At 59.5% G+C, this 23,304-nt stretch carries 11 protein-coding genes; 4 read left to right on the top strand and 7 right to left on the bottom strand.

The genetic code is table 11. The annotated features are described in order from the left end of the window. Positions 1-18: 18 nt before the first annotated feature. The 3 genes from J3U87_RS05130 to J3U87_RS05120 form a co-directional block, all read right to left on the bottom strand. The gene (locus tag J3U87_RS05130; RefSeq protein ID WP_237381959.1) at positions 19-1,872 is read right to left on the bottom strand and encodes a sodium:solute symporter family protein; all 1,854 of its coding nucleotides are present in this window, start codon (positions 1,870-1,872) and stop codon (positions 19-21) included. A 218-nt stretch (positions 1,873-2,090) separates the two neighbouring features. Then, entirely contained in the window at positions 2,091-4,433 is a 2,343-nt protein-coding gene (locus J3U87_RS05125; RefSeq protein ID WP_237381958.1) for a TonB-dependent receptor, read from the bottom strand. A 960-nt stretch (positions 4,434-5,393) separates the two neighbouring features. Continuing rightward, positions 5,394-5,975 carry a hypothetical protein gene (locus J3U87_RS05120; protein ID WP_237381957.1) on the bottom strand — a complete coding sequence of 194 codons (582 nt, stop codon included), beginning with the start codon at positions 5,973-5,975 and terminating at the stop codon, positions 5,394-5,396. Between the two features lie 587 nt (positions 5,976-6,562). Here J3U87_RS05120 and J3U87_RS05115 point away from each other — a divergent pair. After that, on the top strand, positions 6,563-7,942 hold the full coding sequence (locus J3U87_RS05115) for a condensation domain-containing protein (RefSeq protein ID WP_237381956.1): 1,380 nt from the start codon (positions 6,563-6,565) through the stop codon (positions 7,940-7,942). A gap of 928 nt (positions 7,943-8,870) precedes the next feature. Here the strand turns inward: J3U87_RS05115 and J3U87_RS05110 are convergent. From J3U87_RS05110 to J3U87_RS05095, 4 genes are all read right to left on the bottom strand, one after another. Then, positions 8,871-10,331, bottom strand: coding sequence for a hypothetical protein (locus J3U87_RS05110; protein WP_237381955.1), 1,461 nt, complete (start codon positions 10,329-10,331; stop codon positions 8,871-8,873). 65 nt (positions 10,332-10,396) lie between these two features. Beyond that, the gene (locus J3U87_RS05105) at positions 10,397-12,382 is read right to left on the bottom strand and encodes a leucine-rich repeat domain-containing protein (RefSeq protein WP_237381954.1); all 1,986 of its coding nucleotides are present in this window, start codon (positions 12,380-12,382) and stop codon (positions 10,397-10,399) included. A gap of 1,005 nt (positions 12,383-13,387) precedes the next feature. Beyond that, positions 13,388-15,652 (bottom strand): hypothetical protein, encoded by a 2,265-nt coding sequence (locus tag J3U87_RS05100; protein WP_237381953.1) that lies wholly within the window; start codon positions 15,650-15,652, stop codon positions 13,388-13,390. A 512-nt stretch (positions 15,653-16,164) separates the two neighbouring features. Further along, positions 16,165-16,737: a hypothetical protein gene (locus tag J3U87_RS05095; protein ID WP_237381952.1), complete on the bottom strand. Its 573-nt coding sequence runs from the start codon at positions 16,735-16,737 to the stop codon at positions 16,165-16,167. 376 nt (positions 16,738-17,113) lie between these two features. Here J3U87_RS05095 and J3U87_RS05090 point away from each other — a divergent pair, with 376 nt between their 5' ends. From J3U87_RS05090 to J3U87_RS05080, 3 genes are all read left to right on the top strand, one after another. After that, positions 17,114-19,213, top strand: a complete 2,100-nt coding sequence (locus J3U87_RS05090) for a TonB-dependent receptor (protein ID WP_237381951.1) — start codon at positions 17,114-17,116, stop codon at positions 19,211-19,213. Between the two features lie 781 nt (positions 19,214-19,994). Further along, the gene (locus J3U87_RS05085; protein ID WP_237381950.1) at positions 19,995-21,320 is read left to right on the top strand and encodes a hypothetical protein; all 1,326 of its coding nucleotides are present in this window, start codon (positions 19,995-19,997) and stop codon (positions 21,318-21,320) included. A gap of 248 nt (positions 21,321-21,568) precedes the next feature. Next, a complete protein-coding gene (locus tag J3U87_RS05080; protein ID WP_237381949.1) occupies positions 21,569-22,438 on the top strand; it encodes an ATP-binding cassette domain-containing protein in 870 nt (289 codons plus the stop codon). Positions 22,439-23,304 lie beyond the last annotated feature (866 nt).

The raw sequence follows: 23,304 nt of genomic DNA, 5'->3' as shown, positions 1-23,304 counted from the left end.
GCGGGTTTGGTGTAGCAATCAACATTCGAGTTTGTCATACCATGTCTTCTTCAGGACTCCGAGACAGAGTGCAATCAGCACCAAGGTCAGAGCCACCGAGAATTCCTCCTTGATCACGATGAAAATGGGAAGCGCGACCAGCGCGGTTTGGGCGATGATGCCGAGCAAGACGTTCATCATGTCCCGCCGGAAGGCCTGGTTTCGCTGGAATTCGGGCTCCTGCGCCACCACCAGTCGGTGGATCGGCGCCCAAAAGCCCCAAGGTCGAACAGTCTTGTAGAACTGGGTCAGGGTCGCCAGGTCGTCGGGTTCGGTGAGCAGGCTGATGGCGATGCTGGTCCCCCCGGAGACCAGGAGCAACAGCGGAAACAGGTACAGGGGCAGGATGTCGGAAGCCACCGAGGGGAACAGCGGGCCCAGCAGCGGCGGAAAGGCCAGCGCGCAGACGATGCCGCTCGCCATCCCCCCGAAGAAGCCATAGCCGTTGAAACGCCACCAATACCACTTGAGCACGTTGGCGGCCGCATAGCCGCCCCAGAGTCCCGAAACCAGCCACTGCAGCACGCTGTTGATGCTTTCGACGTAGAGCCCGATCATGGTGCTGAGCAGCACCACGCCGGCCGACACCGCATAACTGGCGTAGATCAAGCGCTTGGTGCTCGCGTTGGGATTGATGTAACGCCGGTAGAGATCGTTGACCAGGTAGGCCGGCGCGGCGTTGACGGTCGAGGCGAAGGTGGACATGAAGGCCGCGATCAGGCCGGCCAACAGCAGGCCGGTCACGCCCAGGGGCACGAATTCCACGATGGCGGCGGGCAGGATGTTCTCGAAGTCCAAGGTCCCGCCCACCATCAAGTCGAGACGGTCGAAGTAGACCAGGGCCAGCACGCAAAACCCGGCCACCATGAAGTAGCGGATGGGCATCAGGACCACCGACACGAATCCGCTCATGAGGGCCGCCTCGCGCGGTGAGCGGGTCGCCAGGATTTTCTGCATGTCGTAGTTGGGTGCGGGTCCGGCGGCGCTGACGAGGACGCCCTTGAACAGCATCATCATGACCAGCGCACCAAACAGCCCGTAGCCGTCGCTGGCCATCTTGGCGTTGACCTCGGCGATGGTCTGCGACCAATCCAGATCGAGGCGCCAGCCGAAGAAGGGCGAATCCCAACCTTCGGGCAAGGCCGCCTGGAGCATCGCATCGGGCACGCTGTTCATGGCGATCAGGCCGATGATCAGCGCGGCCAGCGTCATGATCAGGAACTGGATCAGATCCGTCCACACCACGCCCAGCATGCCGCCCATCATCACGTAGAAGGTGGCGATGGACGTGAACAGGATCCCGTAGACGTGAGGTCCGTGTTCCGCGGCGATGGTGAAGGGCAGGTAGGGCGCCACCGTCTCCCAGGGAACGAAGACCTCGATGAATTTGCCGATGCCCACGAAGCCGTAGGTCAGAAAGCCGATCACGCTGCAGACGGCGAAGATCACCACCACCATGTGACTGGCGCGGGCACCCGGCCCGTCGCCAAACCGGGTGGTGATCCACTCGGCGCCGGTCAACACGTTGGAGCGCCGCAGCCAGGCCGAGAGGTAGACCATCAGGAACACCTGGTTGAAGACCGGCCAGATCCAGGGGATCCAGATACTCTTCAGGCCGTACACGAAGCCGAGCGTCACCAACCACATGGTTCCGGAGATGTCGAACATGCCCGAGGCGTTGGAAAGACTGAGCATGTACCAGGGCAAGGTCCGACCGCCGAGGTAATAGGCGTCCAGGTCCTTTGCGGCGCGACGTCGAACCCAGAGCCCGATCACCACCGTGGAGAGAAGGTAGGCGGCGATGATGGATAGATCGATGGCACTTAGTTGCATGGGATGTCCTTTGCGGTGTCGGATGGGCGGTGCGTCGTGTCGAACCGTTCCTGGCCCTCGTCCCCTCGATCCGCCGGAGGGTGCCGGCGGATCGAGGAAACGCGGGTCGAACACGGGCGGGTTTGGGGGGGAGACGTCGGCCTCGTGTTCGGGAGGAGGTCCAGGAGACAACGCGGCATTCGCTTTTCCCGGGAACGGAGGGTCACGGGACCAGTGAATTACAGGCTGACCTTCAACCGCAGGCCGTAGGTCCGCGGCACGTTGTAGAACCCCAGAAGCAGGGAGGGTGTTTGGATCAGGCTGGTGCGGAAGGTTTCGTCGGCCAGGTTGGCGCCGAACAGGTTGAACTCGAGCTTGCCGTTGGGTGTGGTGTAGCCCAGCCCGGCATCCACCAACAGGTAGCCGTCGACTTCGTCCTCGGGATCGTTGAAGATGTTCAGGTAGTGCTTATCCCGCGCATAAGCCGAACAGCGCCAGCTCCATACACCGCCGGCTCGATCTACCTGACGCTGGCTCAGACCCAGGCGCGACGTGAAGTCGGGGGCCTTCGGCAATTGGTTGCCGGCCAGGTCGATTTCCGGCAGGTCATCGGGGTTGAAGCCGACCCGCGTATCGAAGGTGTCGAAGGTATCGAACTCGGCATTCATGAAGATCCCGCTGAAGTCGGCGCGGAAGCCGTGCACCATGAACCAGGTGGTTTCCCACTCGAAACCGGTAGTCACCGCATCGGCCGCGTTGGTGGTCAACAGGAGGCGCCCGCCCGCTGGCGTCTCGCGCACGGTGGAGAACTGTTGGTTCTCGTAGTCGTAGCGGAACAGCGCTAGATTGACGCGCAGCCGACGGTCGCGGAACAGGCTCTTGGAACCGATTTCGTAGGAGGTGAGTTCCTCCGGGTCATAGGAGAACAGGCCGTTTTGCACCACGTCGCTGTCGGCTTGGCGCTGGTCGCCGTCGTTGAAACCGCCGGCCTTGTACCCGGTTTGGGTGGTGATGTAGAACAGGTGCGCGTCATCCATTTGGAACTCGTAGGAGACCTTGTAATCCGTGTGGTCCCAATCGGCTTCACCGAAGTTGACGAAGTCGTTGGATTGGTCGTCCCCGATCAGGCCTGGCAGTGTGTCCATTTGGCCGTATTGGGCCACTTCACGCCCGTCGCCCGACCAGCGGAAGCCCGGCGTACCGAAGCGATGGCCGGTGTCGTAGGCCGAACCGTCGTTGTACTGGAACAGCAGGATGTGACCGGTTCCCTCGCGGAACTTGGAATCGCGCGTGTGGCGCGCCCCGATCGTCAGGGAGTGGCGCTCGTCGAAGGCGTAGGTGAGCTCGCCGAAGGCGGCCTGCGAGTCGGTTTCGACGACGGGCTGATCGAACACCGTGCCGGCGAAGACCACGGCGCGATCGGCGGTGCTGCCGAGAAACACGTCCTGTTCTTCCTCGAAGGCGAAGCCCCCGAAGGTCCAGCGCAATCGATCCGACTGCCCCATCAAGCGAACTTCCAGCGTGTCCGAATCGGATGCCGCATCCCAGAAGGTTTTCGAATAGTCGAGCGTGGTGGCGGTCGCGCTGTTGGCCCCGGTTTCCTGGAGGTAGTCCACGGCGCGATGTCCCAATTGCGCCACCAACTGGAGCTCCGGCGTCAGGCGCCACTCGAGGGTGGCGAAGTAACCGGAGTTCTCCGATTCGTGAACCAATTGATCGAAGTAATTGGTTTCGCGTGGGTCCTCCGCCCTCCCCCCGAACTCGTTGATCCCCGAATAGCCGTTGCCCTTTTGCTGGACCTGGTCGAAGCCCAGCGTGAGCGTGCCGCGATCGTTGAACTGCCACAGCCATTGGGCGCGCACGGCCCGGTCGTCGGCGTCCTCGGTTCCGGTGATGTTGGTGACCGCGTTGCCGCTGTTTTCCAGATAGGGATCGTGGCGGTCCATCATGCCGGCAACGCGAATGGCGGCAGCGTGGTTGATGGGGATGTTGGCCATGGCTTTGCTGTTGATATGGTTGTAGTTACCCAGCGAAACCTCGACGCCCGCCTCGAACTCCTGCAGGCGCGGTTTGTTGCTGATCAGGTTCATGGTACCCGCCGTGGCGTTGCGGCCGTAGAGGGTTCCCTGGGGACCGCGCAGCACTTCGACCCGTTCCAGGTCGAAGAACATGGCCCCGGAGCCCCGCGGTCGCGGGATGTAGACGCCGTCCATGTGGAGCGCGGCCGCGGGATCGCCCAGCTCGGTGTTGTTGGAGCTGCCGATACCACGAATGTTCAGTTCGAAATTCCCTTCCTGGACACCCACGTGTACGAACGGCACCGTTTCGGCCAGGACGCGAATGTCCTGGGACCCCTTCATCGAAACCTGTTCCTGGTCCAGTACGGTCACGGCGATGGCGGTCTTCTGCAGGTCGGTCTCTCGTTTTTGAGCGGTAACGACAATACTTTGAACGGTTTCCAATTCCTTTTCGGCTTTGTCTCGTTCGTTTTCCGGCTGTGCGTCGCTCTGGGCCAGCAGGAGACCGGCCAGCAACGGGAAGACGAGACTGAAGAACCGTTTCGAGGGGGAGAAGATGGTCATATGTCCCTCCTTGAGAAAAAATGGGCGCACGCGGAGCGCCCCATCGGAGAACCGACGGGATCGAGCCCGGTATGGCTGGTTCCGCGTGCGCGGTAAGACGTCAAAGGACAGAGAGAGCGAAGGGTTCCGGCCGCAATGGGTGGATGCACGGCCCCAGGAGAGGCATCCACGACAAAAAAGGACAAGGAGACCGGAACGGGTGCTCCACGGGAGTCGGATGCAGGGGGACGCGGGCCGAGTACGTCGCGAAAGCGGGCGTAAGTCGAGGAGAGAGATGACGATACCCAGCGGCGCGAACCCGCGTCGAGCATGGATCGGATGAATTGTTGAGGATAACCTAACGTCAAATGACAACGCTGTCAATAGACATTTCTCCTTTTGTCCACGAAATCCACGAAAAAACACGAAAACGATGTTTCCGACATTGCCTGCTCGGCGAGCCGATCGCTGCTTCGATGGGTTTCAGGAACGCATACCCTTGTTTACCAGCATGTTAGATCTGTGATCGAGAACGCTGCGCAAAACGCCGACGGGTTCGGTTCCTGGGTGGGCGACACGTCACACGCGACATTTGATGACTTGTCCACGGATCACACGGATCACACGAATACGACCTCTGTCATTCCGTTCGAGGCCTATCCCGTTGTTTTTTCCGGGACCGAACACAAACCCGATGGCTCAAAACGGCAACTAAATCCACATAAACACTTGATATTTATAATGTTAATCCCATTCTCTTCTCAAAACACCTGTCGTGAGCCACCCATGGGTCCTGTCTATCCGTGTCAATCCGAGTGATTCGTGGGCAAACAGAAAATGTCGATCGCGATCCACCGCGGGGAGGAACCGACCCAGTTGGGCCTTTTCTTAGTCGTGTCTTTTTCGTGTTTTTTCGTGTTTTTAGTGGACAGTTTTTAGTGGACAGTTTTCGTGGACAGATTTCGTGGACCGGTTCGTGGATCATTTACGGCGCAGGACCACGTCGGCCTGGAACCGCTCCCCCGCCCCGTTCTTGACCAGGTACCGAATGAAGGTACAGGCCCCGCCGACCAGTGCGGTTTCGGTCGTGGTCGGCGTAACGCGCTCGAACTCCCCGCCTGGCAACACCACCCAGCTCGACGCCCCCTTGCCCGTGCCGATGCCCGAAAACACCACCGGATGGCCGGCATTGCCCGGCGCGAGCATGTTCGCCGTGGGCACCGCGTTGCCGACGTGCAACCGAAAGTGGATGAGCCCCTTCGCATTCACCGCGATCCACTTGGTCTCGATCAACACCTCCGAAACCACTGGGCCGACCTCACCGTCCGCGGAGAGCGGCGCCGTTTCCTGAACGATCTCGTAGGCACCGCCGGCGCTGTCGGCCTTGTCGAGCACCACGATCCAATTGTGCATTTTCGGGCTGACGTCTTGTGGCGCGGGATCGAATTCGTAGTGGGTGATGCCACTCACCGCGGGGGTGTAGGCAGGCGGGGGCGGCGGGGTCGATGGCGAACATGCGACCAATGACGCGACGACGAGCAGAACCAACATCGGACGAAGCACGGCGGCCCCTCCTTTTCGAGCGAGACGAAACGCGGTTGACGACGCCCTCACTTCCATTTTTTCTCACCTATTTCGACAAGACGAATATTCCCAATCCCCCAGAGGACTTTCTCACTTTTGTTACCAATTTTACTTCCCTTTTGGAAGCACTTGGGTATATTGTGTCCCATCGCAGAACGAATTCGTTCTAACTATCTGATATTAAACAGTTTAATCTCCACACTTTCTTCACAATCTCCATAATGTCTCCACATTTTGCCAATCTAGTTTCTAGATCTTGAAATTTTTCTCACCATCGATAAAAACCGAAACAAGAGCATTTCCATGTTTTTCGAACCCCCTCTTCGCGATTCCCGACATTCCCTGAGCAACCGTGATCGGCTGGACCTGGCCGGTACAGAGAGGCGTCGACTGATTGAAGCCCATTCCGTTGAATGGCATGCGCCACAGGAAGCTCACCCCGGGGTTGACCTCTTTCTTCGCGAACGCCTCCGCAGGGGCTCTTCGTTTTCAGGAATCCATGGCAACGCGTCTTAACCATGGTGCCTCGCTTTCTCAGGTGGGCTCATTTACGAAAAGGAGCAAGCATGTCTGCCAATCTCCCCGTGTACGCGGAACCCAAAAACACGTCGATCGATCTGGTCCCCAATCAACGCTTTTTTTGGACTGACCTGGTGGAAAAATCTGAAATGCCGGCCGTGAACATCGGATCCTTGATCAAGATCCCGGCTGCCGTGGAACTGCCGCTGTTTTTTCAAGCGTATCGCATCTCTCTTGCCGCCCACGATGCGCTCTCGATGGTGATGGTTCGAGGCGGCGACGGTGCCACCGTTCGTCAAAAACAACGGCACGTGGTACCCGTCATCGAAATCCGGGACTGCTCTCGCGCGGTCGATCCATACGATTGGGCGGTTCAAGACGCCACCCATCTTGCCGATGGCCCCTTGAACCCTTTCGCCGGTCCGCTCTACCGCTCCAAGCTCTATATTTTGGGACCGAACTGCACGGCCTGGACCTTTGTGTGCCATCACATGGTTTGCGACGGTTGGTCCATGGCGCTGTTCGTCAATGACGTGATGCGCACCTATCGGGGTCTGCTCGACGGAGAAGCCGCCAAACCCGAGCGCCCCTCCTTTGTGGCATGGGCGCGCCAAGGGGAATTTACCGAACGGAAAGATGGCAGTCTCTACTGGCGTAACCGGCTTCCGAAAAAGAGGGAATCGCTGTTCGACGCCCTACCTGGCAAGGGAACATCGAAACGCCGGGAGTTTTGTTTCGAATGGTCCGAAGCCATGATCGAGCGGATGGCATCGTTCGGTCGCGAGAATAAGAACCACCCCGTGCGCGTCGTTCAGGCGTTGTTGGGCACCGCGCTGAGCCATTACTTCGGCAAGCGGGATTGGGTGATGGGCCTGCCTTCGAGCAATCGTGTCAATCGAAAACAAAAAAACATGTCGGGTCAATTCGCTTCCTGCCGGCCCTTCCCCTGGCGATATGAACCCGGCCTTTCGCTGCATGAGCTCTTGAAGGAAATGGGACGAGACCTGCGGGGTGACTACCGCGCCGGAGCCTGTGTCCTGTCCGATCTCGCCGAGGAATGCCACAACGGGAAGACCGGCAATCGCCCGTTGTTCGACGTCAGTTTCAACGCCTTGATGGTGCCGAACTTCGATTACCTCTTCGATGGCGAAAAGGCCACGATCAAATACCTACCGTTCCAGCACTTCACCCATCCGCTGGAAGTGGCTTGCCTCGAGATCGACAATGGACGTGGACGCTCGTTGGTTTTCAACTACGACCCCGAGGTGTTGTCCGAGGGCGACATCCGCGACATCAACGACATCCTCATCGAATTGCTGGAAAGAGCGTTGGAAGGACCAGGCCGTCCCCTAACCGAACAGGCGGAGGATTTGCCCAGCAAACGCATGGAGGAAGGGATCCCGGCGGGTTTTCAGCGCGCCAATTGAACAATGGTCGGGTGGCCCATCAGGAGGCGGAACGCACCCCGGATGAACATGTCGAAGTGACCCATGTGAGGAGTTCCCGCATGCTTGGAGGGTCGGCGGTGCAGTAGGTTGGGCTGCCAGCCCGACACTTCGGAGCGACCCAGGTTTCGCAAGGTCGAGTGGTAAAAGAGCGAAGCAGATAAGTCGAGCCGCCACATCTCTCGATGATCAATTTCGATCTTTGCCAGCTCGCTTCGATTGGTTGGGCAGGCTGCCATACCCGCCGTGCTCAACCTACAGGATTTACGTTTCTTACGCGCGTGCGGGCTCCCCGAGCCAGCTCGCTTCGCGTTGCTTCTTTCTTGAAATCGAGCAAGTTTGCCCGTTAGTCCTGAGCTTTCATGGGAATATACTCGCAAAGCTCGAAGATAAAGACAAAAACCTTAAACAACGGATACACGGGGAGTTCGCTGAAAATTGTCGGTCCGTAGCCCTGGGCGGGTACGGCCGGTATGGCCCGGTACCTACTGCAACGATACCACGCTCACAAAATGCGGGAACGTCCTAGCGATTCGCTTCGATTGGTTACCCACGAGAGAACCCGGTGCCCGGTGTGTGGGTATGCCGGACCATCGGCAATCCAACCACTGGCAATCCGTGGTCCGGCAGTCCGTGGTCCGGCAGTCCGTGGTCCGGCAGTCCGTGGTCCGGCAGTCCGTGGTCCGGCAATCCGGCCCCCGGCCTGAGCGGCGACTTCGTGGTGAACCGCTGAAGCCACCGCCGATCGTGGCCGAAGCCAATGGGTTTGCCCACGTGTAGGGCGCGCCCATCCAGAGCCGGAAACCTCGCGACTTGCGAGGTGACCCGGCTGGATGAGCACGGCATCGAATTTCAGGATTCAGACCTCAGCGAAACAGGTCTCGCGGGCCTTCCTCCACAGGCCACCACCTCACTCACAGCCTTGGAAGACGGCCAAGTCTCCGGTGTGGCCGTTGAACGCCTCGATATAGGACGGTGGACAGCGAATCGCTTGCTGCGGTAGCGAAAACCTCGGATCGGTATCCAGGCTGCTGTCCCAACCGGTTGCCAGAACCTGCATGTTCCCAACGACATCGGTGGTTTCCCCGTTGGTCGGATGACTGACGGTAAAGGAATAGTCGGCACTTATCTCGACCGATTCACCGACACCCTGGTACATGATTTCAGCCCCTTTGGCCATCCACCGACCATTGACCTGCCGCAGGTGATCCCGCTCGGCGTAGGGCGCGGTGAACTGTCCGTCGCTGGTCGTGGTGCCACCGAACACGGCGTCGGCCAGGCGAACCGTGTCGGCCCGACCGGAAACGTCCGAGGCGTCGATAGGATTGCCTTCGCCATCGACGGCGACCTCGAAGTACAGAGGCTCCTCTTCCGGCCATGTCAGGATGAAGCGCGACCCGTGGTGCACCCCGCGATTGGAGCCGCAGAACACGTTGAAGCCAAATTCCTGAGTCTGCTCGACCCAGCCGCCGGGATCGCCGCAGGTGGAGGGGCCGGTGACGACGGGATCCCTCAGTGGCCAGTTGCCGCTGCACTGGATATCGACGACGGAAGCCACCTCGGTATCGCCGGTAACTGTGGCGGGCACCATCAGGCCTTGGGGGAACTCGACCGCATCGGCCTCGCTCGTCAATCCATCGAGGGGCCCTCGCCACAGCGTGAGTTCGATGTTGACGATGCTCTCGTCCGATGGAGCCGGCTGGGGCCGCACACCGGACTCACGCATATCCAGACACAGCAGGGTCGAGATGGCGGCCGAGAAGGTGTTGGCGCCGGCCGATAGATCCCGAGTCGAGAACGGGAGATTGGCGCGCCCTTCCGTGTGGAAGCCGCTCAGGGTCTCCCAACTCCTGCTTGCCTCCGCGGAGAACATGGTCCGGACCGGTGTAGAGGAGGTGGGCGCTTCGGTACCCCCGCCTGTATCGATCCAGGTCGTGGTGGGCCGTTGCACGCGCAACCAGATGCTGTCCTCGCCAGCCACCCAGCGAACGATACTCAGGGTGTCCGCGGGCGCGCCCAGGGTGTCGAATATCGCTCCCGAATTCTCGGGCATGTACAGCGGCAGGAAGATAGGCCCTAGATCCAAACCCAGAGCCTCGGACTGGGCCACGTTGACCAGCGTCGTTCCCAGCTTCACTTCCTTGTCCAATTGAAGCTTGAGGTAGACCGGCGTCTCGGGACTGGCCATGGGGAAATGGTTGCCGCTGATCTCTAGAAAGATCAAGGCACCCTGTTCACAATTCCCGGAGGTGGAAACCGGAAAAGCGTCGGTCGTCACGTCGATCTTGGCGAAGACACTCGGCATGCCGACCAGCGAGCAACAAAACAGGGCCATGAGGTATTTGGATAACCGAATCGTCTGGTTCGTCATGAATGAGGCACTCCCTTTGGCGGTAGATGATGGACCATGTTGGTTTTTGAACGATGTAGCCATGATCAAAGACACTCCAGTTGGTAACCGGGACTCAGCCAGGCACCGTCGTTCTGGTGGGTGACCATGTCCAGCACGCTCGTCTCCCGTTCCGACCAGCCGGCCAGCGCGGCGATGAAGGGACGGTCGCCCTGGTGAAGGAAGGTCAGCGTGGCGCCCGAAGGGGTGGTTCGTTGTTGGAGTGCATCCAAATCGGCGCAGACTTCAGCGGTCAGGTAGTTGTCATCGACGACTATCGCGTGATTGGCGGCGGTCCCGAGGAACCCGTTGGCGACCAACGCGGCCAGACTCTCGATCCGATTGCCGGTCAGCACGACTTCCTTCAAGGAAGTGAGCTCGGAAAGCTCAACGAGATCGGAAATGGCGTTCCCCGCGGCGCGCAGCGTCTCGAGGTTCGCGAAATGCGAAAGCCCCCCGAGGTCGCGCACCCCGGCGTCGCTGATATCGAGGGACGTCACGGTCAGGGCCTCATCCTGATCGATGCTGCCGTCCTCGTTCTGATCGGCGACGGCCAGGAGAAGGGTGCGCAAGACCGGGTCGGCGATCGTCACATTGGTGCAGACCGCGAAACTGCCGGCACCCTGCATGGCGTCCTCGACCACCCTGGCGATTTGAGGCCCGCACCAGGCGTGCTGATGTTCGCCTTGAAAGCGGGGATCGGGGTCGAGCAACGCATCGCGAGCCGCGGCACGAACCGCGAACCCGATCTCGGCCGCCGTGTCTTCGGACACCTCCGCCGACCATAGTTGGGCACTCACCGAAGTGGCGAACCCGCCTTCGGCGCCGGCACCTTGGTAACGAAGTTCGGCGCTGCGGCTGAACGGCACACCTTGGATGTCGAACACCGCATCGGCCGGCGCGAAGGCTTGCGACGTATCGGCGTCCGACGCGAATGCCGAGGATGCCAGCAGCACCGTTCCTGCCCGACCCGAAACCGAGGCCCCATCGACAGGTTGATCCTGATCGTCGAGCAGGACCCGGAACCCGTACATCGCGCTCTCGGGAACGCGGGCCAACAAGCGGGAGTCGCGGTGGAAGCCCCAAGCGGCAGAACCCGCGAAGGTCAGGTTCGCCTGGGCGTCGATCGAAACCAAGCCGTCGGGGTCCTGGTTTTCGGGGCAGGTTTCGGTAATGGTGCCGTTGGCATCGCTGGTACCGACCGAACCCGCCGAGGTCGCGTGACGCAGCCGACCCACGGACATCGATCCGGTGATGTCGATGGACAACAGGGCTCCCAGGGTGATGTCGCCCTCGGAGGAACCGCTGGTGATGCCGGTCGTTTGGTGATCGTAGGGCAGAATTTCCACGGTTTGGCGGGTCTCGCCGGTGGGTGCCGGGTCGACGGCCAGCGATCCGCCCTGCAGATCGAGGCAGATCAAGGTCGAAAACGATTCGGACTCACCGGAGGCTTGGACGTCGCGGAACGGAGCCTGAAGATTCGCCCGCGAAATGGCGAAATAGGTCTCGTTCACCAGCCAATGAGTGGAGGCGGGAAGCCCCAAGTCGAACGCGATCGGCCCGAGGGAACTGGGGGCATCGGTTCCGCCGTCGTAGGCGATCCATGCGCTGGAAGACGATTGAATGCGCAGCCAGATGGCGCCCTCGCCCGCAACCCAGCGCACGATCGCGAGGGTTTCGGCAGGCGCGCCGATACGGTCTCCGGTAAATCCTCGAACCAGACGCATCGGCAAGAAAATCGGTTCGTGAACGCGCCCGTTCCCCAGATCGTCGATATCGACCAAGGTATGTTGCAGCACCGCCCCCTGTCCCAGTCCGATGCGCAAGTAGATCGGTTGTGCGGCACTGGCGCCGGCGAAGTCGTCGCCGGTCACCGTCAGCGTCAGTGAGGAAGCGGTATTGTGCGGATTGTCCGCATAGAGAGAGGGCGTTTGTGTGCCGACCTCGATCCCGGCGAAGGCCGGGCAAAACAGAGCCAAAACGGCAGCGGCGAGTGAAGACAAGCCGAAGGCATCTGATAACTTGAAATCCATGTGTCGTGTTCCTCTTGAATGGAAATGTGGTTGGCGAATCCAGGATCGCTCGGTGGTGAAGGACACGCGAAATCGGTTCGCGAAAAGGGATATTCCCGTGGCGCGTTCGTGGAGCCGCAATACCCCGTCCGAAGCGGTCCCATACTCCGAGCGCCACATCTAAGCACCTTTGTTGATTCTCGTTACCGAAAGCGGACTAGGCGCCCCCGGTGGATGGATCGAGAAATGTGGACGGTCGCGTTCGCGGCAAGGATGACCTCTCGCGAGACGCCGACGCCCCATCACTGAACCAATTTGTCAGTCCCATCCACTGCTGAAAACCGCCAAAAAATCTCGAAAACACACGTTTTTTCACTCGAGAACGCGCAGCCGCGGCCGCCTCCTGAACGCGCTTGCGATCCAGCGCCAAAACCTGGCCCATCCACGAATGCCGGCTGGGCCTTCCGAAAGATAGACACCTCTCGCCTCACAACTCCGAGCGACGGGCGAACGACGGTTCACCCTGTTCCAACACGCCCATGTCCGCGGGCACCGCGATCTCCCGGGAAGCCGACGGCTCGTGACGAATCGCCTCGTTAGGACGGCTGATCGCGGCGATCACCGCCAGGTCGGTCTCGACGACGAGCGGTCGAACAAGCCTGGATGCCGTGCTTCGCGCGAAGGGCCGCGGGAACATCGGCGGCCGGGTCGAAACTCACGCCGGCGAGTCCGTCGGGACGCAGATCGGGCCAGAACCACGTTCTCGAAAGAGTGTGGCGGTACAGCGAAGTCAAGTGACTGGATTCAAGAGGGCTGGTTCTCGAAGATGGGTTGGACCCAAACGAGAACAATCCATCGATCGAGGGTTGAAACAGGGAATTTCGAGCCAGGTACGCGTTCAGAGCGATATCCGCCGACGGCGGCCTCAACCGCGAGGCACCCGGTGAATCCCGACAGGTATGAGTGCCCATCCAGACACGGGAATATCTACGAAGGCGGACCCTCTCGATGGACATGGACCACGGGTCAATCCATCAGCGCATTCAGAAAGGATTGACGCTTCCGATCCTGTTGTTGCAGCGTCACATCGAACTGCTGGATTTGGGCGCGAAGAACCTTGACCTCCTTGAACCATTTCACCTCTTGCTGTTTCATCCTGCTGGTAATTTGGGGGCTGAATTTGGGCCTCTTGAGGTTTTGACCAGCGCCTCGTTTCTTTCTCGATTCCCTAATTTTGGCAGACAGCTTTTCCATTTTCGTGGCAGCTTGGTCACGGCCCATCTCGTTTTGTTGGATGATGGTATCCAACACTTTGATCTGCCCTTTGAAGAGGTCCTTCTGTTGCTGGGTATACTTCGATTTCAGTGGATTGAGCCCCGAGACGTCCGTTCTCTTGGGCTCGCTCCGAACCCGTTTGGGGTTCGATTGATGCGAATCCACGGAACTGTGGTTCTGAGGGTCGAGCAGTTTGTCGCCTCGCAATCGCGGCTCACGTTTCAACTGGTGATCCCCACCGACCAGGTTCTGTTGGGTCTCCATATCCCGAAGTTCGCTCTCGAATTCGGCGAGATCATCCAAATCGGTATCGTACGTGTCCGAGAACGTATCGTAGGTCTCCGAGAACTCACGATCCAAGTCGAACGATTCCACGCTTCGTTTACCGTGTGAATCACCCAGGACTTGGCGCATCACCAGATTGACTTCCTCATCGTCTACATCGAACGCCTCATCGATCATATCTTGGGCGACTTCCATCTTGTCCATTTCGTGGTCCAGCCGGCTCTGCAAACGGCTGAATTCGTATTCGTCGAATTCGTCGAAACTGGACATCCGGCTGAAATCGGTCACGTTGTGTTCACTGTCTTCGAAATCCAAATCGCCGAAGTATTGGGATTCGTCGAGATCCAGGCTTTCCGTATCCTCTCGGCGCAGCATGGACAGCTCCGTGTCTTCTCGATTGAGTTGAGAGAATTCGTCGAAGCTCGGTTGGCGAAAGCTTTTACGGGAAAGAAGTGACGGATCGAACGACAGTTCGCTTTCGGTGTGGGACTCCTTGCGCTGGGGCTGTGACTGGGGATGAACGTCCGAATTGCCGACGCCACGCTGTTTCTGTTGGGACATGACATGAACTTCGGAAACATCCTTGTGGACGGGCTGCTGCTGTTTGGGCGCATCCTTGGCCGGCAGCCCGAAAATACCGCGCATGTAGTCGGCCGGCGTCTGTAGTGGATCGCCGTTGGCGTCGGCGCGGTGCCACTGCTGGTTGTCGTCCTTGTAGAAATTGATGGCCTCGTACTGCTTGGTGGTCTGGTTGTAGGCCATCATCAGCAGTTTGTCGGCACCGTCCCAGCTCTGACCGAGCCTGTCGATGTGTTGCTCGAGTTTTTGACGGTCCATCATGGATCCGCCGTCGGGCACGCGATCGAAGCGCGGTTCCGGCAATCCTTTGGCCTTGGCCCGATCGCTCAGCAGTTTCTGAACGATCTTGGGATCGCTGACCCACTTGTCCTGGCTGAGATCCATCTTCCCCTTTTGGTAGACGTCGCCGTCCGCGACGCCGCTGAAGGTTCGATCGCTGGAGCTCATGTGTTCGTAATGCTCGGCGGCCTTGCCGGCCAGTTCCTGCTTGGTGACCTGGTTGCCGCCCAGGAACTTGTTGAGCGCGTGAAGGGTGTTGCCCCCCTCGAAATCCTTGGGGCTGGGGCTTTGCGGATTGACGACCTTGTTGCCCAGAATCAACCGACCGCCGTTGCCGAACAGTTCGTCCACCGGGATGTCGGCGGTATTGGCGACCTCGACCACCTGGCCCTGTTTCAACTGGAACAGCCGCAGTTCCGGTTTGGACAGGTCGTCGGACACGTTTTTGATCAAAAACTCCTGTGACTGGCCGGACTGCTCGTAATCCCGCACGATGGCCGCTTCCTTGCGGCCCGCCATCAGGTCGAGCAGGGCGTCTTGGTGAAGGTTTCGGCCCAACTGGACGCCGAACTCGCTGGCCGCCGTGTTGGCGTTCATCACATTCTTGGTTTGGCTGCCCTTAATTTCGGTGTCGAAACCACCCAAGGCGCCGGCCAAATGGTGCTCCTGGGGCTTGAGGGCACCCAGACCGCTGCCGACCGTCGGGGAATTGGCCGATTTCAATTTGGCCAGTGTCATCAAATCCTTGTCGAGCGTCGAAGCTCCCGATCCCTTTTGACCCTGTAGGCCCTTCTGCTGGGTGCCGAGGGGATGGCCAACTTGCTGGGTTCTCAGCATGGATTGCCGGTTGTATTGGGAGACGTTGGTCGACATGAATTCCTCCGTGCGATGATGGCGTGCAAAAGGTTCACGGCGTAAGGTGCGGTGGGTGGCGCACCGGCGCCGCGTACCCGATCGATCGAGAACGACGACAGGACCGAGGGCGTCATCGATGGCGGTTCGAACGCGGCGAATTGCACGTCGAACGCACGGCCCTCTCCCCCATATTGCAGCTCAATCGTGGAGAAAAAATGGTGATCGAGGTTTTTCTTCGCCGACATGAACGGTTGGAAAATGTTGGAGAACGAGGCCATTGGGTCATACACGCCACCCGGTCATGGCACTCGGCGCAAAAAAATGGCGAAACCGAAACCCGTTGGCGTCGGTTCGCCCGAAGTGGTGACGCGGATGGCCTGGAATCGCCCGTCCAGGTATCGATGAGATCGATCGCATTCAAGGCCTCGGTTCGTTCCGGCCGCGACAACGCCAGGCGAACCGGTTGCAATCCAACGGGTCGATCCGCCATCCGACGGATCTTCCCTTCCAGAAGAGAGAGGTACGGGGTATCAGGCAAACATGGCGGGAGAAACCCCTCCAAAGCCGCCAAACGATGTCGGCGTCATGGGATCGAGCACGAAGGACATCAGCGGACTGCCATCGGAAGAAATCATGTGTTCGCGGGCGATGCCGGTCAGTTTTTGGGGCTTTTCTTTAGCCAACTCGGCGTATTCCGCCTCTTTTGCGCCCGCAGTGCTGGGGTCCTGCTTGCGGGAATTGACCTTCATGCTCTCCTCGACCGATTCACCCGGTTTTGGTCCGAACACGCGAAATAAGCGATGTGCACCGTCTTCCAGATCGCTGTCCCACCCCTCGGATTCCGAAGAGTACTTGCGGCCCGTCTCCTCCGTTTCCAGATCGACGCCGGAGCCCATTTTCTCCAAGGTCTTGGGCTGATTCTCCAGAGGCTCCTTGGAACTTTTGACGCCGCCCTCGGACTTGGAAAAGAGCATTTTCTTGGCCTTGGCCACCACACCCAATGCCTCGCTTTTTTTTCCGGAGACCTCCTTGGAGGCTTCGCCCCCTCCGGTCCCACCGGATTTTTGTACTTTGCCGCCATTCGACGCGGTCGGTCTCAGCATATCGATACTCCTCGTGTCTTGGGTGACACCGTCGGTCTCGCCACATTAATGACGGGGCCTCGTTAAAAAAATAGGTTTCATTCCCTTACACGCCGGTATCCGGGAAGATGGTCGATTTTTTTGGATTTCCCGATCACGGGAACTTTGGCTGGCGCCTTGCCGACTCCTTGATCCGGGCCAAAAACTTCGGTACTTGACTTTTTTGCGCACCCGACCGAATGCTTTTAATGAACACGTCTGCTCACAAGGTAAGCAATCGATGCTCGAAGGAGGGAACGGACCTGTGTGCCCGCCCAAGTACACTTTTCTGGTGGTGGCTCTCGCGTTAGCCATGGTTTCGCTCAGGGGCGGCGAAGAACCTCCCGAGGAAGAGGACATGACCGAACTCTCCCTGCAGGATCTGTTGGAGCTACGGGTGACCGAGGTCGCCGTGCGCGAGTTGGGTCTGGACCACATCCCGAAAACGGGCAGCAGACTGGGTTTGAACGCGATGGAGATGCCGGTCTCGGTGGACATCATCGCCAAGGACACGACGCGTGCCCGGGGTTTGAAGAGCGTGACGGAAGCGGCCGAAAACCTGGTGGGCGTGTTGTCGGGCGAATCGCCGGCCGAACCCTCCAGCTTCTCGATACGGGGTTACACCCGCGATTCGATCGCCATCCTGCGCGACGGTATCCGCGCCGGCCCGTCGACCATGACGATGAGACCCCAGAACGTGTTCAACTTGGAACGCATCGAAATTTACAAGGGGCCGGGATCGCTGCACCACGGACCCAGCACCGCCGGTGGCGCCATCAACATGGTGACCCGCAAACCCGTGCTGCAGTTACCGCAAACCTATGAGCTCTTCGCCTCTTTGGGACGCTACGACACCTACGACGTGGGGTTCGGCGCCGGGGGACCCATGGGCGACGACGCGGCCTACCGAATCGACGTGAACCACACCCAATCCAGCGGCTGGGTGGACGAGACCGATTCGGAATCGCTGAACCTCACGGCCTCCCTGCTTTGGCGCCTGGGTAACCAATTGGATCTCACGCTGAGTGCCGATTACCTGAACGACGACCTGCCGGCCTACTGGGGCACGCCGCTGATCTCCGAATCCTTCGCCGAAGACCCCATCGACGGCGTAGTGGAAACCAACGACGGCCGAGTGCTGGACGAACGCCTGAGGTTCACCAACTACAACGTCACCGATCAGCTTTCCGAGTCGGAACACCTGTGGGCCCGCGCGACCGCCGAATGGCTTCCCGCGCTCGGCTGGAACATCACCAACACCCTGTTCTACTTCGAGGCCGATCGCGCCTGGCGAAACGCGGAAAACTACGTCTTCGACGAGGACGTCGCGCGCATCGACCGGGATCGCTTTTTCGTGTTTCACGATCAGGAGCTCTACGGCAACCAGTTGGACGTGATCCACGTGGCCAATTGGAACGGCCGGGAAAACCGAATGGTCCTCGGCCTGGATTACAGCCGCATCGACTTCTCCAGGGTGCGTGGCTTTCCCGACGGGGATCAGGTGGATCCGCTGGCGCCCGAACCCGGGCTGTTCGGCCCCCAGGTGCGCTGGTCCAGCCCCACCCAAATCACCACCCTCGCCGGGATCTTCGAAGACGCGGTGCAGGTCTCGGCGCGGTGGCGCCTCTTCTTCGGGGCACGCTACGACGACATCGACCTGAATCGCGACAATTTCGATCCGGAAGGCACTTTCCTGGCCGAGGACAGCTTCGAGCGCGACTTCAACCCGTTTTCCTTCCGCCTGGGCTCGGTCTACCGCTTCTCACCCGGCGGAACCATCTACGGGAATTGGAGCACCGGTCACGATCCGGTGGGTTCCAACATCTTGTTGGTGAACGCCAACGAGAATTTCGATCTCACCGACATCACCCAAACCGAAATCGGCCTGAAGGTCGCCGGCAAGGACGGCACCTATCAGTACACCCTCGCGCTCTTCGATTCCCAGCGCGACGACATCCTGTTGCAGGTGACCCACAACAACACCGTGAGCAACGTGGGCAGTCAATCGGCCCGCGGCATCGAGCTGGCCGGCATGGCGCAATTGAGCGAAACGGATCGCATCGGCGGAACCCTGGCCTTCACGGATGCCGAGTACGGCGAGTTCGTCGACCCGGATTTCGGGGTCAATGCCACCGGGAACCGCCCCCACAACGTGCCCAAGTGGGTGGCCAGCGCCTGGGTGAGCAGCAGCAAGCCGATCGGCCTGCCGGTCGATGTCGGCGTGGGGCTCCGTTACGTCGGTGATCGCTTCGCCAACTTCGACAACACCATCACCCTGAAGTCCTACACCCTGGTCAACATGTTCGCCGCCTACCAGATGAAGAAGTACCGCATCGCGCTCAACGTCCGCAATCTGTTCGACACCGACTACATCCCGTGGGGCGATATTTTTTACCCGAACCAATTGGCGATCGGCGCACCGAGAACCTTCGAGCTGAGCTTCCACATGAAGCTATGAGCCGGGGCTCAGGCCCATGGGTGGCATGCCAGTGGACGGTGTGCCGGGCCGACTTCTCGAAGAGCGTCCGTCGGCAGGTCCCGCATCCAAAGCGTGGCACAAGGCCAGTACGTTGAGCAGGGCGGTAAGCCCGCCGGGCCGACGCGTGGAAGTAACACTTTTAGCGAAAGGTGGTTACACTGAAGAGCGGTGCCGATCACCTCTCTCGCCGCGCCCCAACGAAGTTGAAAAGCCCACGGCCCCGCATCGTGAGCGGGGCGTCGGGCACCACGAATCTCTCGGCATTCGGGGGCACCAAGCGGATTCGATTCATAAGACATACCGCGCTCGATTTCGAGGAAGGAACACCCATCCCGGTTTCTGTCGAAGGGTCATGGCCCAATTGCCGGAAAAATGAACCCGGAAGCCAGGAAAAGGAACCCCGTGAGCTGCAAACCACGAGGCTCTTTTCCTGGTTTTATCATTTCCAGGTTTTCTGATTTCGTTTCGACGACGGCAAGACCGATTCCGGGTCGCCAGCACCCTTTAAGTTCAAGAGAGCCCGAGATCTCCCTTCGCGAAACACACCGAATCGGCAGGGCCAACTCCCGGCGGTGCGCCGCGGCACCAAGAGTGGCACCTTCGGGATATTTTCCAAAAACCGAAAAAACGCTGTCCCTTTCTAAGTGCGGTTCACCTAGTAACCAATAGGCACCTCCGAGGTTTGTGCGCGTGTCGGCCGTTTTTTCACACGGCTGGAAACCTCGGTCTCCGAATCTGAACTTATTTGAGGACCTCTTTTATGAAACGCATGATTTTTTGTTTGACGCTCATGTCCCTCGCGACCCAGGCTGGCTTTGCACAGGGCACTCAAGTCCTTTTGGAAAAAGTACGTTACTGCCGCTTTGGCATCGGCTGGTGCAACGGGACCACCCCCCACGAATACCGTCACTGGGAGCACCACGACGTGGCGAAGGAGAAGCAGAAGCGCACCTTCATCACGCGGTACAACGAGCCCGAGATCGGGAACGTGTCGCACCTGGTCTTTATCTCCGCCGGTCAGCGCGAAGAGATCGCCGGCGATCCCCACGCCAGCCTGGTCACGGGTCAACCGGAGGGATTCGCCGACAGTTTTTCCAATACCGATGCGGCCGAGTGGAAGACCATCGATGCCGATTCGTTGCCGGTGCGCATGTTCGAGGAGGGGGTCCGGGATCCGAGTGACACCTTCGCCGCCATGGCCTTCGACGCGCGTTTCAACTGGGGATTCACTGGCGAAAACAAGCGCGAAATCGTCAACGCCTATTTCGACTGGTTGCGATCCAAATACTACGGAACCAACATTCGCTCGATCTATCTCGCCGGCCACAGCCGCGGCGGCGCCCTGGTCACCCACTTGGCCAAGAAATTCAAGGAATACTATCCGGGGCTTCCCGTGATTCTGCACCTGTTCGACGCCGTGCCCAACATCAATCAGCTCGAGCTGGCGTCCAGCATCAGCCATGTACCCAACCCCCTCGACGGTGCCTCCTACGCCTATCTGGCCGATTTCCAAGAGCTGTTCCCCCAACGAACCAACTTGGCCATTTTCAACTTCATCTCGGGAGCCAAGGTCATTACGATCAAGAGTTCGGTGCGCGCCATGGTCGACCGGGAAGCCGGTCTGATCGGTGGCACGGTGGTCAACCTCGGGTGGTACCGCCACCAGTGGTACAACCTGGGCCATGTGGGCATCGCCAGAAACGAGGCGGTGATCGATCAAGCGCTCGACCACTTGGTCAACGTGGGCGATCCCATCATCGATGATTACATCGAAACCCTGCCGCCCGAGGTCCAATGCGGGGCCTATCCCAACTTCGGCATCGGCCTGAGCATGAACACCTCGTTCTCGGGCAGCGCCAACAGCCGCAGTGGCGCCCCTATCGTCGGCTACGAGTGGCGCTTCAGCGATCGATCCCTCCGTTCCGGTTCGGGTCCGCACGACTTCACCCTCCGGCTCAGCCATGACCAACCGGAGACCTACCTCTTCGGCTCCATGACGGCCATCGACGGATTCGGTAACCGGGCCATCTGTACCTGCGAGGCCTACCTGAAAAACCCGAACGCCGACGACGACGTTCTGGAATGACTCGCGACGACACCGCATGCGGATGAGGTACAGGACCCCTCATCCGAACAGCACGATACGGCGAGGAGACCATCCCCGGTTTCCTCGCCGTTTTTGGTTTCGGGCATCGGGAAATGACGATCCTCGATCCGACATGGGACCTTCGCCAAGTGAAAAACGAGAACCCGACCAACCGCGATCCCTGAAATCCCGGAGTGAACCATTGAAAGGTCCGGGTCAGGGCAAACTCCGAATGGTTGAAATCGCTCTTGTTCGGCGCCGCCCGATTGCGGATCGCGGATCACATTCGCAAATTGCCGATGGGTTGGTTCACCAAACAGCGCAGCGGGTCCACTCTCGGTGTTCTCACCAACGACCTCAATATGGTCTCCGAAATATGGAGCCACTTCATCGCGTATCTCTCCGGCGGTGCCGCCCTAGCGATCTGTGTGGGCATGTTTCTGATGTTTATCGATTTCCGCCTGGGACTGGTCATGATGGCCGCCTTGCCGTGGGCCTTTTTGCTGTTGGGCCTCTCTCTCGGTTTCCTCTCCCGATCGGCGCGCCATCTGCTCGGGGTTTTTGCCGATTCCCCCGCACTCGATGGCGTCACCCTGCGCTTGCCCGCGCGATCTCTGAGCGCCATCGTCGGCCCCTCCGGGAGCGGCAAAACCACCCTCGTGCACTTGATCGCCCGACTTTGGGATGTGGAAGACGGCTCCATCCAACTGGGCGGTGTGGACATTCGCAAGATGACCTTGGCCGATTTGCACACCCGAATTGCCATGGTCTTCCAGGACGTCGTGCTGTTCTCCGGGACCGTGGCCGAGAATATTCGCATCGGGAAAGCCGATGCCTCGGACGATGCGGTCATCGCCGCCGCCAAACGCGCTCAGGCCCGCGAATTCATCATGGCGCTGCCATTGGGCTATGACACGCCCATCGGTGAAGGGGGAGGCAAGCTTTCCGGTGGTGAGCGGCAACGCATATCCATCGCACGGGCACTCCTCGAGGAAGCCGATGTGGTCTTGCTCGATGAGGCAACCGCCAGCGTCGACCCGGCTGCCGAGGCGGCCATCCAGCGCGCGGTCGATAAATTGGTCAGGGGTAAAACGGTCATCGTGATCGCCCACCGTTGACGCACGATTCAACGGGCCTCCCAAATCGCCGTGCTTGATCGAGGAAAGGTGGTCGAGACCGGCACTCACGCACAGTTGGTTGGAGCTGGAGGCCTATATCAGCGCCTTTGGCAAACCCAACAGACAACCAAGGGTTTCAGTGGACACACAGAAAAAGTCGGCCAAGCGCCCAGGGCGAGCCCGGCATTTACTGCAACGTCGCCCCTCTCATGAATGCGGGAACTCCCAAGCGAATCGCTTCGATTTTCTTCTAACCTGAAGCTCCGGCCTCAGGCCCGAGCGGCGACTCTCTTAAAATAAATCCGTCTGGAGTGCCCTAAAGTCGAGAGATTCGTCGTGCCCGGTAGGTTCAAGGGGCGGTAAGCCCGCCGGCTGAACTTTTCGAAGTAACCCATGTAAGGAGTTCCCGCCTGCTTTGATGATCGGCATGGTGGTAGGTTGGGCCGCTGGCCCGACACTTCGAAGCGATCAAAGCTGCACACACACAAAACACCAAAGAGCGGAGCGGATTCGTCGGTCCGCTAGATCTCTCAATGATCGATTTCGATTTGTGCTTGATCACTTCGATTGATTGAACAAGCTGCCATACCGGCCGTGCTCAACCTGTAGGCTTTACGCCTCTTGCGGGCATGGGGGCTCCCTTGGCCCGCTCACATCGCGGTGTTTCTTTCTCGAAATCGAGCTAGGTTTGTCCGCTGATCCGGGGCTCTCTTGAAAACACATTGGTGCCTTCATCCTGAGCTGGATCTTGCCGTCGTCAAATCTTGATCAGGAAGGCAGGAATGATCGAAGTCAGGAAGAGCAGGACCATAAAATGTCACCAAGGCCGATCCTTTCCTGGTTTCCAATCTTCATGAATTCCTGCT

It is taken from the genome of Sulfidibacter corallicola, from assembly GCF_017498545.1.
Lineage (GTDB): Bacteria > Acidobacteriota > Holophagae > Acanthopleuribacterales > Acanthopleuribacteraceae > Sulfidibacter > Sulfidibacter corallicola.
This window is presented reverse-complemented; position numbering and strand designations above follow the sequence as displayed.

Coding starts and splice junctions, on each gene's coding strand:
- J3U87_RS05130 (WP_237381959.1), bottom strand. CDS start 1,872: ATGCAACTAAGTGCCATCGATCTATCCATCATCGCCGCCTACCTTCTC.
- J3U87_RS05125 (WP_237381958.1), bottom strand. CDS start 4,433: ATGACCATCTTCTCCCCCTCGAAACGGTTCTTCAGTCTCGTCTTCCCG.
- J3U87_RS05115 (WP_237381956.1), top strand. CDS start 6,563: ATGTCTGCCAATCTCCCCGTGTACGCGGAACCCAAAAACACGTCGATC.
- J3U87_RS05110 (WP_237381955.1), bottom strand. CDS start 10,331: ATGACGAACCAGACGATTCGGTTATCCAAATACCTCATGGCCCTGTTT.
- J3U87_RS05105 (WP_237381954.1), bottom strand. CDS start 12,382: ATGGATTTCAAGTTATCAGATGCCTTCGGCTTGTCTTCACTCGCCGCT.
- J3U87_RS05100 (WP_237381953.1), bottom strand. CDS start 15,652: ATGTCGACCAACGTCTCCCAATACAACCGGCAATCCATGCTGAGAACC.
- J3U87_RS05095 (WP_237381952.1), bottom strand. CDS start 16,737: ATGCTGAGACCGACCGCGTCGAATGGCGGCAAAGTACAAAAATCCGGT.
- J3U87_RS05090 (WP_237381951.1), top strand. CDS start 17,114: ATGACCGAACTCTCCCTGCAGGATCTGTTGGAGCTACGGGTGACCGAG.
- J3U87_RS05085 (WP_237381950.1), top strand. CDS start 19,995: ATGAAACGCATGATTTTTTGTTTGACGCTCATGTCCCTCGCGACCCAG.